Below are 14,409 nucleotides of genomic sequence, written 5' to 3'. Positions count from 1 at the left end.
AAAGCAGTCGTGCTTGTCTTTTTTGTTGCATCGCCATCGGGGATGACGCAGGATTGCAGCAAGACATTCAGCGCCGTCACCTGCGAAAACCGCCGACGGCGCCACAGGACAAGGGAAGAGGCGCTATGGATCTGGGACTGTCGGGCAAGAAGGCAATCCTCGTCGGCGCGGCGCGCGGCATCGGCTATTCGGTGGCCGAAGTGCTGGCGCGTGAAGGGTGCGACATCGCCCTGACCGCGCGCAGCGAAGACAGCGTGAAGGACGCTGTGGCCGAACTTTCGAAGTACGGTACCAAAGTCGTCGGCAAGCCGGTGAACGTGAAGCAGCCTGAAGAATACCGCGCCTGGCTCGACTGGGCGACGCAGGAACTGGACGGGGTCGATATCCTTATTCCGTTCCTGTCTGCGGGCGGCGGCATGGGCAGCGAGAAATACTGGTACAACGCCTTTGAGACCGACGTCATGGGCGTAGTCCGGGCCGTGGAAGGCGTGCTGGAGACGATGACCGAGCAGAAGCGCGGCTCCATCGTGCTGATCGGCACCACCTCCGTCGCCGAAGCGATGGGCGGTCCGCAGCCCTACAACGCGATGAAGGCCAGCCTCATCACCTGGGGCAAGCAGCTGGCCCTGTGGCACGGCAAGAACAACATCCGCGTGAATGTCGTCTCCCCCGGCCCGATCGAGTTCGAGGGCGGCAACTGGGACATGATCAAGGGCACGATGGAGAAGTTCTACAATTCGCAGCTTCGCCAGCAGCCGATGGGCCGCCTTGGCAGGCCGGAAGAAGTCGCCAAGGCCATCGCATTCCTCGCCAGCGATGCGGCAAGCTGGTGCAACGGTTCGCACCTCGTGGTCGACGGGGGCTTCACCAACAGGACGCAGTTCTGATGAAACCGCATGTGATGGGCTGGGACCGGGCGGCGATGGACGTCAGGCGCGTAGTCGACGTGTTCCGCGTCGATCCCGAGTCCACCGGCAACGGCACCCCGGTGGAGCGCGCGCCGGACCCGGAACTGGGTACCGCCATCATCCCCGCCGCGCGCTATTTCTCGCCCGATTTCATGAAGCTGGAATGGGAGCGCGTCTGGACAAAGGTTTGGCTGCTGGGTGGCCGGTCCGACGACCTCAAGGAGCCGGGCGATTACATCTGCACCGACATCGGCAAGGAATCGGTGCTGATCGTGCGCCAGGCGGACGGCTCCGTCCGCGCCTTTCCGAACGTGTGCCTCCATCGCGGCAACCGCCTGCGCCCCGAAGGGCGCGGCAATGCCGAGAAGTTCCAGTGCATGTACCACCACTGGACTTATGGCCTGGATGGCCAGCTCAACCACATCCCCGACCTTTGCACCTTCCATCAGGGCGGCCCGGAAGCGATGAAGCTGACGACGCTGCCGGTCGTGGAGTGGAACAGCTTCGTCTGGTTTTCGCTGAATTCGGACGTCGAACCGTTCGATGACTTCATCGACCCGCTCAAGCAGCATCTGGAGCCCTATCACCCCGAACGCATGGCGTGGAAGCGCGACATCACCGTGGAGTGGGACTGCAACTGGAAGACCTCTGTCGACGCCTTCAGCGAGACGTATCACGTTCAGGGCATCCACCCGCAGCTGAAATGGTATCTCGATGACGTCAACGTCCAGATCGACTGCTACGGCAAGCACAACCGTTACCTGATCCCGTTCGCGGCGATCTCTCCGCGCGTCGCCATGCCCAGCCAGATCCCGCCTGCGATCCACGAGATCATGGTGAAGGCAGGGATGGACCCCGCCGAGTACGAAGGCCGCGTCTCCGACATTCGCCGCGACGTGCAGCTGTTCAAGCGCGAACATGGCCCCTCGCAGGGCAAGGACTATTCCGAGCTGAATGACGAGCAGCTGACGGACGATTATCACTACACGATCTTCCCGAACGTATCGGTGAACGTCCATGCCGACGACGTCATGCTGTTCCGCCAGCGCCCCCACGCCACCGACCCGAACCGGATGTACTACGATATCTGGATGTTCGAGCTGGTGCCTGAGGGTGAGGAATGGCCCGAACGGGTGCGCCACCAGCGCTTCGCGCATGGCGACAAGACCATCGGACAGGTGCTCGATCAGGATGCCTTCAACCTGCCCACGGTGCAGACGGGCATGCAGTCAGACTTCTTTCCCGGCCTGTGGATCGGCGACCAGGAACTGCGCATCCGCCACTTCCACAAGGTGCTGGACGACTACATCTACCAGGACGGGAAGGGGCCGGATGACTTGTGACACGAACGTCATTTCTCGCCCGGACCGCAGACCGAGAGTCACCCGACCCTCGGCAGGGCGCGTCTAGCGACAGCCACCGGTCCCGGCTCAGGTCCGGGGCGCCGACAAAGACCAACACACGGGAGCAGCGGCCTTGCAACTGAACCGCGACGAACTGCTGGGTGCCTATCGCCGGATGAAGACCATCCGCGCGTTCGAGGAGCGCCTGCACGAAGAAATCAAGACCGGCGAGATCGGCGGCTTCACGCACCTCTATGCCGGGCAGGAAGCGGTTGCCGTGGGCATCTGCGACCAGCTGACCGCCGACGACAAGATCGTCTCCACCCATCGCGGCCATGGCCACTGCATTGCCAAGGGCTGCGACGTGAAAGGGATGATGAAGGAAATCTACGGCCGCGCGGGCGGGCTTTGCAAAGGCCGTGCGGGATCGATGCACATCGCCGACCTCGACGTCGGGATGCTGGGCGCCAACGGCATCGTCGGCGGCGGTGCGCCGCAGGCGGTGGGCGCCGCGATCGCTGCGCGTATCGACGGCAAGGGCCGCGTCGGCATCACGTTTTCCGGCGACGGCGCCTGCAATCAGGGCACGACCTTCGAAGCAATGAACCTTGCCGTCGTCACCAAGGTTCCGGCGATCTTCGTCTTCGAAAACAACCACTACTCCGAACACACCGGCGATGCCTATGCGGTCGGCACCAGCAACGACATCGCCAGCCGCGCCGAAGGTTTCGGGATGAAGGCATGGCGCGCCAACGGCTGCGACTTCTTTGATACCTATGCGGCGTTTTCCGAACTGCTCGAATATGTCCGCGCCGGCAACGGCCCGGCTGCGATCGAGCTGGATACAGAGCGCTACTACGGTCATTTCGAAGGCGATCCGCAGCGCTATCGCGGCAAGGGCGAACTCGACCGCATCCGCGCCGAGCGGGACTGCCTGAAGGCCTTCCGCGCTCGCGTGACCGGCGCCGCGCTGCTGACGGAGGCGGACCTCAATGCCGTCGATGCCGAAGTGCTTGCCCTGATCGAGGAAGCCGTGGCCGAAGCGCGCGCCGACGAGCAGCCCGATCCCGCCACCGTCGCCGATGACGTCTACGTCGAATATTACTGAGGAACCGCAGATGGCCATCATGAACATCCGCGAGGCGATCGTCTCGACGCTGCATGCGGAAATGGAACGCGATTCCGACATCATCCTGCTGGGCGAGGACGTGGTGGGCGGCAATGGCACGGCGGGCGGCCCCGAAGCGATCGGCGGCATCTGGGGCACCAGTCCGGGCCTGTGGAAGAAGTTCGGGCCCGAACGCGTGATCGACACGCCCATCAGCGAAAGCGCCATCATCGGCGCGGCCGCTGGCGCGGCGCTTTCAGGCAAGCGCCCGGTGGCCGAACTGATGTTCGCGGATTTCGTGGGTGTCAGCCTCGATCAGATCTGGAACCAGATGGCGAAATTCCGCTACATGTTCGGCGGCAAGACGAAGTGCCCCGCCGTGGTGCGGCTGGTCTATGGCGCTGGGATGCAGACGGCGGCGCAGCACAGCCAGTCGGTCTATGCCATGCTGACGGCGATGCCCGGCCTCAAGGTCGTGCTGCCGACGACCCCGGCGGACGCCAAGGGCCTTCTCACTGAAGCCTTGCGCGGCGACGATCCGGTGATGTTCTTCGAACACAAGACGCTTTACGGCGTGAAAGGCGAAGTGCCTGACGGCGACCATCGTCAGCGCTTCGGCGAGGCGCGGGTGGTGCGAGAGGGCGGCGACGTCACCGTGGTCGCCTGCGGGCGCATGGTCAGCTTTTCGGAGAAGGCGGCGGACAAGCTGGCGGCAGACGGCATCGGCATGGACCTGCTGGACCTGCGCACCACCAGCCCGCTGGACGAGGACGCGATCCTGGAATCGGTGGAGCAGACCGGGCGACTGGTCGTGGTGGACGAAAGCCCGCCGCGTTGCAGCCTGGCAGCGGACATCGCCGCGATGGTGACGGAGCGCGCCTTCACCAGCCTCAAAGCGCCGCCCGCGATGGTGACCGCGCCGCACAGCCCGATCCCCTTCGCCCGCAACCTGGAACGTGCGTGGGTGCCTTCACCCCAGAAGATCGAGGATGCGGTGCGCCGCGTCCTCGCCTTCCGCTGAGGGGAGGGGGCATGACCAAACTCACTCCCTTCACGATGCCCAAGTGGGGCATCGAGATGGCCGAAGGCACCATCGCCGACTGGATGGTGGCGGAAAACGCCCCGTTCGAGCGCGGCACCGTCCTGACGCTGGTGGAAACCGACAAGATCACCAATGAGATCGAGGCTGAAAAGGACGGGCGCTTCGTGCGCATCCTGGCCGAAGCAGGGCAGACCTACCCGGTCGGGGCGTTGCTGGCGGTGCTGAGCGACGGCGGTGAGGCCAGCGCGGCGGACATCGACGCGGTAATCGCGGCATTTCGGCCGTCCGAGAGCGGCTTCGGTCCCGAAGGTGAGGACGCGCCTCCGCATAAGCCTACGCCGGAGCCTGCTGCCGCCGCGGCAGTGTCCGCTCCGCCGGTGCCTGAAGGGCTTTCCATCAGCCCTGCCGCGCTTGCTGAGGCGCAGAGGCTGGGGGTCGATCTTGGCACCGTGTCCGGCTCGGGTCGGGGGGGGCGGATCTTCGCGCAGGACGTGCATCAGGCGGCCCGCCCCGCAGTCAACCCGCAACTCGTGGGCGTCTTCGCGGCCACGCCGGACAGCGCGGTGCTGTCCACCCCTGTCGCACGCCGCCTTGGCGCGCTGCACGGGCTGGACCTTGCCACCGTCAAGGGCACCGGCGCGAGGGGCAAGGTGCGCCGCGACGACGTCCTCGCCATCGTGCAGCAGAGCGCCCCTGTTGAGGTGCCTGCGCCCGCCGCAGCAGCCACCCCAGCGACCGCACCCGCATCCTCCCCGCGCCCGTCGGGGGATAACGTCGATGTCCTGCCCATGTCCTCCATGCGCCGCACCATCGCGCGGCGGCTGACTGAGGCGAAGCAGCAGATCCCGCACTTCTACGTGCGTCGCCGCGTTCGTGCGGACCGCCTGCTGGCCCTGCGTGCATCGCTTGGCCCAGACAGGCCCAGCGTCAACGACTTCATCGTCAGGGCCGCCGCTCTTGCGCTGATGGAAGTTCCGGCCGTCAACGTGCAGGTCCACGGGAACGAGATCCACCGCTTCGGCGCCGCCGACATCGCGGTGGCGGTGGCGACCGAGAAGGGCCTTGTCACCCCCATCGTCTTTGCCGCCGACGACATGACCGTGGCCGAGATCGGCGCGACCATGAAGAGCCTTGCCCAGCGCGCGCGCAGCGGCAAGCTGAAACCGGAGGAATTCACCGGCGGCAGCTTCTCGCTCTCGAACCTCGGCGGCTTCGGGGTTGAACAGTTCGACGCCATCATCAACCCGCCGCAGGGCGCGATCCTGGCCGTCGGCACCGCCCGTCCCGAACCCATCGACGACGACGGCGCGATCCGCATCGTGCCGGTCCTCCACCTTTCGCTATCGTGCGATCACCGCGCCATCGACGGGGCTGACGGCGGCCGCTTCATGGCCGCGCTCGCCAACCTCATCGAAAACCCGCACCTGCTCTGAAAGACCCAAAGCGATGAATTTCAAGCTGACCGAAGACCAGCGCCAGTTGCAGGAAGCCGCCCGTGAATTTGCGCGCGCCGAACTGCCCGCGATCGCCGCCGAACTGGAGCGCGACAACAAGCCGCCCAGCCGCGAACTGGTGAAGCGCTACGCTGAACTGGGCTTTCTGGGCATCAACGTGTCGAGCGACCTCGGCGGTCTTGGCCTTGGCAACATCGAGGCGCTGATTGTGCTGGAGGAGTTCGGCAAGATCTCCTCGGCAGTCGGGTTTCCGATCTTCGAAAGCTCTGTCGGCCCGGTCCGCGCGATCGAGCACTTCGCGTCCGACACGCTGAAGAAGCGCGTCGTGCCCGCCGTCTGCGCGGGGGACATGGTGGTTGCCGTCTCCATGTCCGAACCGGACGCGGGCAGCGCGCTGACCGATCTCAAGACCCGCGGCGTGGCGAAGGGCGACAAACTGATCATCAACGGCACCAAGCGCTGGTGCTCGGGTGGGGGGCATTCGGATGCCTATGTCGTCTACTGCCGCCTGTCTGACGAACCCGGTGCCAAGGGTATCGGCGCTGTGCTGGTGGAAAAGGATGCGCCGGGCATCTCGTTCGGGCCCAATGAGCAGCTGATGGGCTTTCGCGGCGTCCCCTCTTCGGACATCAACTTCGACGACTGCGAAGTGCCGCTGGACAACATCATCGTCCACGCGGGCGGCGGCTTCAAGAAGCTGATGGAGGCCTTCGACCTCGAACGCTGCGGCAATGCCACCATGTCACTGGCGCAGGCATCCGGCGCGCTGGAGGACGTCAGCGTCTATGTCCAGGAACGCAAACAGTTCGGCAAGCCCATCGTCGAGTTCCAGGCGGTGCAGATCAAGCTGGCCGAGATGCAGATGAAGATCGAAGCAGCCCGCCTGCTGATCTGGCGCGCGGCGTCTCTGGCCGAGGATGGCCTTCCGTCAGTGCTGCATAGCTCCACGGGCAAGTGCTTTGCCAACACCATCGCACGCGAAGTGACGGGCGATGCCATGCAGCTGATGGGCGCGTACGGCTATTCCAAGGAGTTTCCGATGGAGCGCCGCCTGCGTGACAGCTGGGGCTGGGGCATCGCCGGGGGTGCGATCGACATCCAGAAGGTGAACATCGCAGGCGCCATGCTGGGCCGCCGGTTCGACCAGCGGCGATAAGGTTCGAAGAGCCATGAGGGGGAGGCCCGGCCCGCGCGTTTTTCGACGTGCGGGCCGGGTCGTCGGCTTCTCAGGGCATGTAGAAGCCGCCGTTCACGTCCAGTACCGTGCCCGTCACGAACGAGGCGCGGTCGGATATGAGGTACTCCACGCCCGCCACGATATCATCGGTCTGGCCAAGGCGGCCTGCTGGAATGTCGTCCACGTAAGTCGACTTGTCGCCGAAGCTTTCGCTTTGCGGGGTGACGATGCGGCCCGGCGCGATGCAGTTGGCGGTAATGCCGTGCGCGCCCACCTGCCCCGCCAGCACGCGGGTAAAGCCAATGACGCCTGCCTTGGTCGCTCCGTAGTGCGCGCCTGAGAGGCGCGACCGTGTGCGACCGCCCTGCGAGGAGAAGTTGACGATACGCCCCCAGCTGCGCGGCTTCATGATCGGCAGCAGGCTGCGGCACATCAGGAAAGTGCCGGTCAGGTTGACCGCGATCACGCGATGCCATTCCTCGACCTCGGTTTCCTCCACCGGCAACGAACGGCCACCATGGCTGGGGCTTATGCCGGCATTGTTGATCAGGATATCGACGTGGCCCCACTCGTTCGCGATTCGGTCGGCACAGGATTCCACGCTGTCCCGGTCTGCCACGTCGCACCGGACGGCGATGCTGCCGGGCAGGTCGCGCGCAAGCTCCTCCACCGCTTCGGCGTTCACGTCCAGCAGCGCCACCCGGTAGCCGGTTTCGGCAAGACGCCGGGCAAGGGCAAGGCCGATCCCTTGCGCAGCGCCGGTCACAACGGCAACCTTGGCATCAGTCATAGTCGTTCTCCCTGGATTATGCGGTTAGCGTCGAAAGGATCGCCGGACAGGCGAACTTAACATCTTGCGTAAGGCGCGCGGGCGGAACAGGAAGGTCAATGCATGCACGACATCACATCCGAGACTGGCCCGGCGCGGGGCAAACGGCGGCACGTCACGTCGATCGCGACGCGCACGAAGATCATCGAGGCCGCCGAGAAGCTGTTTGCGGATCGTGGCATCGACGGTGTCGCCTTGCGCGAAATCGCGGTGGCGGCGGAACAGGGCAACAACACCGCCGTCCAGTACCACTTCGGCACCAAGGAAGCGCTGGTCTACGCGATCTTCGACTACCGCACGAACATGTTCGAGCCCCTGCGCAGCGCCATGCTGGACCGGGCCGAGGAAGCCGGACTGCTGGGCGATGCACGCACCCTGCTGGAAATCATGTGCCTGCCTCACCTGACGATCAGCGACGAGAACGGCCGCCATCCCTATTCCGCATTCCTGGCGCAGTACCTCACCCGGTCGCGGGCCGAGGGCATCCGGCACCCTTACGACGACCCGGAAGTGCCGGTGCCCGCCCTGCGCCGGGTGCGCCGCCTGATCGTCGAGCGGGTGAGCTATGTGCCGCCGGTCGAACTGCGGCTGCGCGTAGGGCTGTGCAAGCTGATGTTTCTCAACATGCTGATGCGACGGGATAGCGGGTTTCCCAACTTCGACCAGGGCATTGGACTTGATGCGCTGGTGGACGATACGCTGGTGCAGATGACCGTTGCGCTGACGGCGCCGTATAATCATCGCAGCGCGCCGCTGTTCAGCGACCTGATCGGGCCGGCGGCCTGATCACGTTTCCGCGTCCAGCATCCGCCGGTAGGCGGGCAGGGCGCGGAAGAGGAACACCGCACCTGCCGCTGCGGCCACGGCGCATGTGATCGCCAGCGAATCTCCCACCCGGCCTTCGTCATTGAAGACATGGTTCGTGATCAGCGCAACGGCAGTGGGTGCCAGCGCCAGCCCGGCGATGCTGACGACGAAGACGTAGATGGAGGACGCGATGCCCCGCATCCGGTTCGGCGTCACCAGTTGCAGCGCAGATGACGACAGTGCCTGCGGCAGGCTGTAGACGAGACTGGCGGCGGTGGCGATGACGAAGGCGCTGCGGTAGGTCGTGGCGGCCATCAGCGCCAGGCTCAGCGGCACCATCGCCGCACAGGCTATCAGCGGCACCAGCATCAGGCTGTCGCGCCGCCCTAAACGCTCGGCAAGGCGCGCCACCCAGGGGCTGACAAGCACACCCAGAGACCCGGTGACGAGCACTGCGATGCCATATTCCACGCCGACCTGGGCGGCGGGAACTCCGAACTTGCGGATCAGCACTGTCGGCATCCAGGCGGGAAAGGCATAGAGCGTCACGATGAACAGCGGCATCCCGGTGTAGAAGTTGCCGTAGAACCCGCGCCAGCGGCGGAAGGTGGCGCGGATTTCCTCGCCGGTCATCTTGGGCGCCTGCCCGGATGAGGCCCCGGCGGCGCTGCGGCGCACGGGCTCCTTGACGAACAGCATCATCACCGCGATGGCCAGCCCCGGCACGCCCGCCAGAAAGAACACAAGCTGCCACGGCTTCATTGCGCCAAGCAGCGGTATGGCGGACAAGTCCCAGCTTTCCGCCCCGCGCAGCAATAGACCCCCGAAGATCAGCGCCAAGCCGCCGCCCAGATACGGTCCCATCATGTAGACACTGAAGGCGCGCGGGATCATGCGCGGCGGGAAGGCGTCGGCGATGATGGACCAGGCCGCCGGGGTCAGGCAGGCCTCTGCCCCGCCGACGCCGAACCGGGCAAGGAAAAGCTGCCAGTAACTGCGCGCAAGGCCGCAGCAGCTGGTGCCGATGCTCCACAGCACGATCCCGAACATCAGCACGCCCTTGCGGCTGCCGACGTCGGCAATGCGGCCGAACAGCGGGCTCATGATCACATAGGCGGAGGTGAAGGCCACGCCCTGCAGCAGGCTTAGCTGGGTGTCATTCAGCCCGAACTCGGCCTTGATCGGTCCGACCAGCAGGTTCAGCACCTGCCGGTCGATGAAGCTGACGGTGTAGGCCAGGGTCAGGACAAGGATCAGGTACCATCCCGCCAGCGATCCGCCGCGCTCGGCAGCGTCGTCGGACGCTTCGGGTAGGGGGGTGTCATCCCGCTCCGCCGGGCCGACCGGGGCCATCGCCGTCATGTCCCCGCGCCGGTGACACGGGCAGGGTCTATCTTGCGGTCGGGCCTGAACCCGCGCAGCAGCTCGAACTTCTGGACTTTGGTGGCGCTCATCGGCCAGCTTTCCACGAAGCGCACATAGCGCGGTAACTTGTAGCTGGCGATACGCCCGGCGCAGTGGCGCGCCACGTCCTCCTCGCTCAGCGTCTCGCCGGGATTCAGTTCGATGAAGGCGGCGGCGACTTCCATCAGGCGATCATCCGGGACGCCGACGACCTGCGCCATGCGGATCGCGGGATGCGTGGCCAGAAAGCTCTCCAGTTCCACCGCCGCCACGTTCTCGCCCCCGATTTTGAGCATGTCCTTCAGCCGGCCTTCGTAGACCACGCGGCCCATTGCGCCGATCCGGCCCAGATCCCCGGTGTGCAGCCAGCCGTCCGCATCGACGGCGGCGGCGGTAGCCGCGTCATCGTCGAAGTAGCCCGCAAAGACGCCAAAGCCGCGCACCCGGATCTCTCCGGGCGTGCCGTCAGGCACCTTCGCGTCGTCTTCGGCGAAAATGCCTACTTCCATGCCTTCGCAGATCGGGCCGGACGTCTCGAACAGCACGTCGTCGGGATCGTCGATGTTGCTGTAGCACGGCACCCCCGTCGCTTCGGTCAGGCCATAGCTGTTGACGTACTTCGCGCCGGGAAACAGCGTGCCATAGCGGCGCATGAGATCCACCGGCCCGACGACGTGGTTGATACGCAGGTCGGACTGGTCGTACCTGTCGAACGCCGGATGCGTCACCAGCGCGGAGATGATCGTCGGGAACCCGGCGTAGTGTACCGTCGGGCGCCGCGCGATCAGCAGGTCCATCGCCGCGTCAGCGGAGAAATGCCCCATGCCGATGAAGCACGCGCCCGTTGCGCGGCAGCCTGCCATCGGCAGGATCGTCGACATATGGAACAGGGGCAGGGGGTCCCACACCCGGTCCTGCTCGGTCAGGCGGAAACTGCCAGCCATCGCCAGCCCCATCCGGCACAGCGAAACGTGCGTCAGCATGCAGGCCTTGGGCCGCGACGTGGTGCCCGAACTGAAGATGATGAGGCCGACGTCCTCCGGCTTCACCGCCGCGGCGCGGTCCATCACGGCATCCGCCGACACGCCCTGCGCTGCGCGCTCAAGCACCTCTACGCCGGGCCAGATCGCCGCGCGGTCGTCGCCCAGTTCCACGATCATGCGAAGGGCCGGCGCGGCGGCAAGCCGGAAGTCTCCGCCCGACCATGTCGCCAGTTCAGGAAACACTTCTGTCAGCATCGGCCGATAATCGCAGAATCGCCAGGCATGACCGCCCACGAAGAGGAAGCGGATCTGCGATTTCGGGATGACATAGGCAAGATCGTCAGGCCGATAGCGGGCGTTCAGCAGCACCGCGCAACCGCCCACCATCTCGATCGCGTGGTAGAGCACCACGTAATCCCAGCAGTTGGGCGCCAGGATGCCGACATGGTCGCCTGCCCGAACTCCCAGCCCGATCAGCCCGCGCGCGCGCTCGACCACTTGCGCCAGCAGTTCGCGCCAGGTTGCCTCCCGGCCATCGTAGACCAGAGCCGGTCGGTCGGGGAAGCGGACGGCGGCGTTCGCCAGCGTGCCGCCGACCGTCATGAGGTGGGGCAGCGTCACGCAGGGAAGATCGAGAGGAAGGGTATCGGGCAAGGGTCTCTCCAGATGGGGGCGCGTCAGGCGCGGATCACGGCATCTTCCAGGTCAGCTGGAGCGCAACCGTGCGCGGCATGGCTCCAAAGCCCGCCTGATCGGCGATGCGATTGACGTTGGTGCCGGTGCCGAGGCCGGACCCGGATGCGTCGGTCACCCCGGTGACCACGAAGCGGTTGGTCAGGTTCTTGCCAAGCAGCGCCAGTTCCCACCGCTCGTCCGCGGTGCGAATGTGGATCTGCGCGTCGAGGTTGATGTACGAACCCTGGCGCGACAGCGGCGAACCAAAAGCCGACGTCAGGTAGCTCGAGCTGTAGCGGCTATCGATGCCGAACCCGGCGGTCAGGCCGTCGGCCACGTCGGTGTCGTACTTCACGCCCAGCGTCGCGGTCCAGCGCGGGGCGGCGAAAGTAGGCGTACCGTCAAGGTTCTGGCCCGGAGTGCCTGCCCGCGCCGGCGTGGTCGGCGTGGCGGCAACCGGCGGCACCAGCAGGCCCGGAACGCAGCCGTTCGCCAGCGATTGGCCACCATAACACGGCGCAATGCCATTGCCGTAGTTCGCCTTGTTGTAATTGACCGACCCGTTGAGCGAGAAGCCGGTCAGCGCATGCGGCATGTATTCGAAGTCCAGTTCGACGCCGCGCGTCCGGGCCGAGCCGGCATTGACGGAATTGTAGCTTAGCGCCGCCGAGTCCAGGTACGTCACCTGAAGATCGGTGTACTTGTAGCTGTAGACGCTGAGGTTGAGCCGCAGCTGCCGGTTCATCAGCATCGTCTTCACACCGCCTTCGAATCCGCGGGCCTTTTCAGGATCGAACGTGAAGAAATCGGGTGCAGTCAGCGGCGTCAGGATGGAACTGTTGGAAAATCCGCCCGACTTGTAGGCCGTCTTGTATGCGCCATAGACGTTGATGTCGGGCGTTACCTTCCAGGCGATCGTCGCTTCCGGTGACCAGTTGGTGAAGGTCTGATCCGCCACGAGGCGCCGGGTGACGTCATAGTTGATGCCCGCAAAGCGCGGATTGGCATAAGGCTGGAAGAACGTGCTGTCCTTCGTCTCGTGGATGTAGCGAACGCCGCCGGTGACTTCGACGCTGGGCACGACCTTCCAGATCAGCTGTCCATAGGCGGACAGCGTCTCGCCATCGGTGGTGGAGTTCTTGGCGTACTGGACGTAACGGTAGCCTTCCGGTGCGGCGCTGTTCTCGGCATTGGCATTGATGACCACCTGATCGAACGTGCGCTTGGTGGTCTGGTAGTAACCGCCGACAAGGAAGTTGATCGGCCCGTCGAACTGCGACAGCACGCGCAGTTCTTCCGAAAATGCCTTCCACCGGCTGATTTCGCCGCCCCAGATGTTGACGGTGGGCGACGATTGATAATCGATGTCGGCCGTCCAGTGATTGCGATTGAAGTTGTAGTTGGTGACCGACGTGATCGCCAGGTCGCCCAGCTGGTATTCAAGATTCCCGGTTACGCCCCAGGAACGGTAGTCGTTGAAGTTGTGGTCCTTCACCAGTGCCGTCTGATCGGCGATATCCTTGGGAATGTCGTTCATGCGGTTGTAGAAACCGGGCGTGCAGGCGACGCCGGGCGTAGTCGTGCTGGTACCGCCGTCGCAGGCGAAGACGTTGTAGTTCCACGCGCCGCCATATGTCTTGTTCCAGCCGTAGTTGGCCTTGATCGTGGCGGTGAGGTCGTCCGTAGGCTCCCATCGCAGCGTGCCGCGCACCAGGATGTCGCGTTCGCGCGGGCCCGACTGGCTGGGCGGCGCGACGTGCGGCGTGTTGGGCGCGACAGTAGTGGCGGTCGGCGTGTCGCGGGTGTTGTAGGTTATGGGGCCGGCCCGGTTGACGAAAAGGGCGCCATAGTCCTTGGACCCCCGCACGGCCACGCGGAAACCCGCCGTGTCGCCGATCGGGCCGGAAATGAAACCTTCGCCGTAGATCTTCTTGGCGTTGAACTCGTACCCGGTGCGGACCTGTGCCGTCAGATGGTCGGTCGGGTTGGCGGTGGTGATCGAAATGACTCCGGCAGTGGCGTTCTTGCCGAAGAACAGCGACTGCGGCCCTTTCAGGATCTCCATCGAGGCGAGGTCGAAGAAGCCCTCGTTGATGGTTCGGCCCTGACCGTAGTAAACCCCGTCCACGATTACCGCGACGGACTGTTCCACGCCGATCGACAGCGAATTCGATCCGATGCCGCGCAAAGTAAGCTGTGCGCCTGAACCTGAAACATTGCGGCCTATGACCAGCTGCGGCGTCGCTGCGGCAATTCGCTCAAGGCTGGTGAGATCGCGACGGGCGATCTCCTGCCCCGATATGACTGTGACCGCGACCGGCACGTCCTGCGCTGATTCGGCGCGGCGACGCGCGGTGACGACGATGTCTCCGACAGTGGCGGGAGCTGCCTCTTCCTGGGGTTGCGGCGGCTCTGTTCCTTGCGCAAAAGCCGTCGCGCCGGGCGAAGCAAACGTAGCGAGGGCGCTTCCCGCAAGCAGCAGGACGCGCATGGAATTCGGATTCCGGGTATCGATCAGCATTCAGGTTCCCCTCGACCAGGCTTGTCGCCTTGCGCATTTTTGCGTGGTTCGAGCCGCTGCGTTTTTCACGCTTTATGTGGCGAGTCAGACCCTATCACTCGGCTAAATTAAGGCAACTGCCTTTTTAATAGATGGCGAAAATAGTCGAAGCGGGAGGA

At 64.9% G+C, this 14,409-nt stretch carries 11 protein-coding genes; 7 read left to right on the top strand and 4 right to left on the bottom strand.

The window, feature by feature from the left end:
• Nucleotides 1-125: 125 nt before the first annotated feature.
• From GGR40_RS13020 to GGR40_RS12995, 6 genes are all read left to right on the top strand, one after another.
• Nucleotides 126-887, top strand: a complete 762-nt coding sequence (locus tag GGR40_RS13020) for an SDR family NAD(P)-dependent oxidoreductase (protein ID WP_429276668.1) — start codon at nt 126-128, stop codon at nt 885-887.
• Nucleotides 887-2,251: an aromatic ring-hydroxylating oxygenase subunit alpha gene (locus GGR40_RS13015; protein ID WP_429276667.1), complete on the top strand. Its 1,365-nt coding sequence runs from the start codon at nt 887-889 to the stop codon at nt 2,249-2,251. The genes GGR40_RS13020 and GGR40_RS13015 overlap by 1 nt, the downstream gene beginning before the upstream one ends.
• A gap of 133 nt (nt 2,252-2,384) precedes the next feature.
• A complete protein-coding gene (locus GGR40_RS13010; protein WP_429276666.1) occupies nt 2,385-3,359 on the top strand; it encodes a thiamine pyrophosphate-dependent dehydrogenase E1 component subunit alpha in 975 nt (324 codons plus the stop codon).
• Between the two features lie 10 nt (nt 3,360-3,369).
• Nucleotides 3,370-4,380: an alpha-ketoacid dehydrogenase subunit beta gene (locus GGR40_RS13005; protein WP_056768917.1), complete on the top strand. Its 1,011-nt coding sequence runs from the start codon at nt 3,370-3,372 to the stop codon at nt 4,378-4,380.
• An 11-nt stretch (nt 4,381-4,391) separates the two neighbouring features.
• Nucleotides 4,392-5,834: a dihydrolipoamide acetyltransferase family protein gene (locus GGR40_RS13000; protein ID WP_429276665.1), complete on the top strand. Its 1,443-nt coding sequence runs from the start codon at nt 4,392-4,394 to the stop codon at nt 5,832-5,834.
• Between the two features lie 13 nt (nt 5,835-5,847).
• On the top strand, nt 5,848-7,011 hold the full coding sequence (locus GGR40_RS12995) for an acyl-CoA dehydrogenase family protein (RefSeq protein WP_429276664.1): 1,164 nt from the start codon (nt 5,848-5,850) through the stop codon (nt 7,009-7,011).
• A gap of 70 nt (nt 7,012-7,081) precedes the next feature.
• On the opposite strand, the gene GGR40_RS12990 is transcribed toward GGR40_RS12995, so the two are convergent.
• Nucleotides 7,082-7,822 (bottom strand): SDR family NAD(P)-dependent oxidoreductase, encoded by a 741-nt coding sequence (locus GGR40_RS12990; protein ID WP_429276663.1) that lies wholly within the window; start codon nt 7,820-7,822, stop codon nt 7,082-7,084.
• Nucleotides 7,823-7,924: 102 nt separating this feature from the next.
• On the opposite strand from GGR40_RS12990, the gene GGR40_RS12985 reads away from it, so the two are divergent.
• On the top strand, nt 7,925-8,647 hold the full coding sequence (locus GGR40_RS12985) for a TetR/AcrR family transcriptional regulator (RefSeq protein WP_429276662.1): 723 nt from the start codon (nt 7,925-7,927) through the stop codon (nt 8,645-8,647).
• Here the strand turns inward: GGR40_RS12985 and GGR40_RS12980 are convergent, their stop codons facing one another.
• Genes GGR40_RS12980 through GGR40_RS12970 form a run of 3 tightly spaced genes read right to left on the bottom strand, consistent with a single transcriptional unit; the run spans nt 8,648 to nt 14,251 of the window.
• Nucleotides 8,648-10,030: an MFS transporter gene (locus tag GGR40_RS12980; RefSeq protein ID WP_429276661.1), complete on the bottom strand. Its 1,383-nt coding sequence runs from the start codon at nt 10,028-10,030 to the stop codon at nt 8,648-8,650.
• Nucleotides 10,027-11,709, bottom strand: coding sequence for an AMP-binding protein (locus GGR40_RS12975; RefSeq protein WP_429276660.1), 1,683 nt, complete (start codon nt 11,707-11,709; stop codon nt 10,027-10,029). Before GGR40_RS12975 ends, GGR40_RS12980 begins: the two co-directional genes overlap by 4 nt.
• Before the next feature lie 34 nt (nt 11,710-11,743).
• Entirely contained in the window at nt 11,744-14,251 is a 2,508-nt protein-coding gene (locus GGR40_RS12970) for a TonB-dependent receptor (RefSeq protein WP_429276659.1), read from the bottom strand.
• Between the last annotated feature and the right edge of the window lie 158 nt (nt 14,252-14,409).

The organism is Novosphingobium gossypii (assembly GCF_050433305.1).
GTDB lineage: Bacteria > Pseudomonadota > Alphaproteobacteria > Sphingomonadales > Sphingomonadaceae > Novosphingobium > Novosphingobium gossypii.
This window is presented reverse-complemented; position numbering and strand designations above follow the sequence as displayed.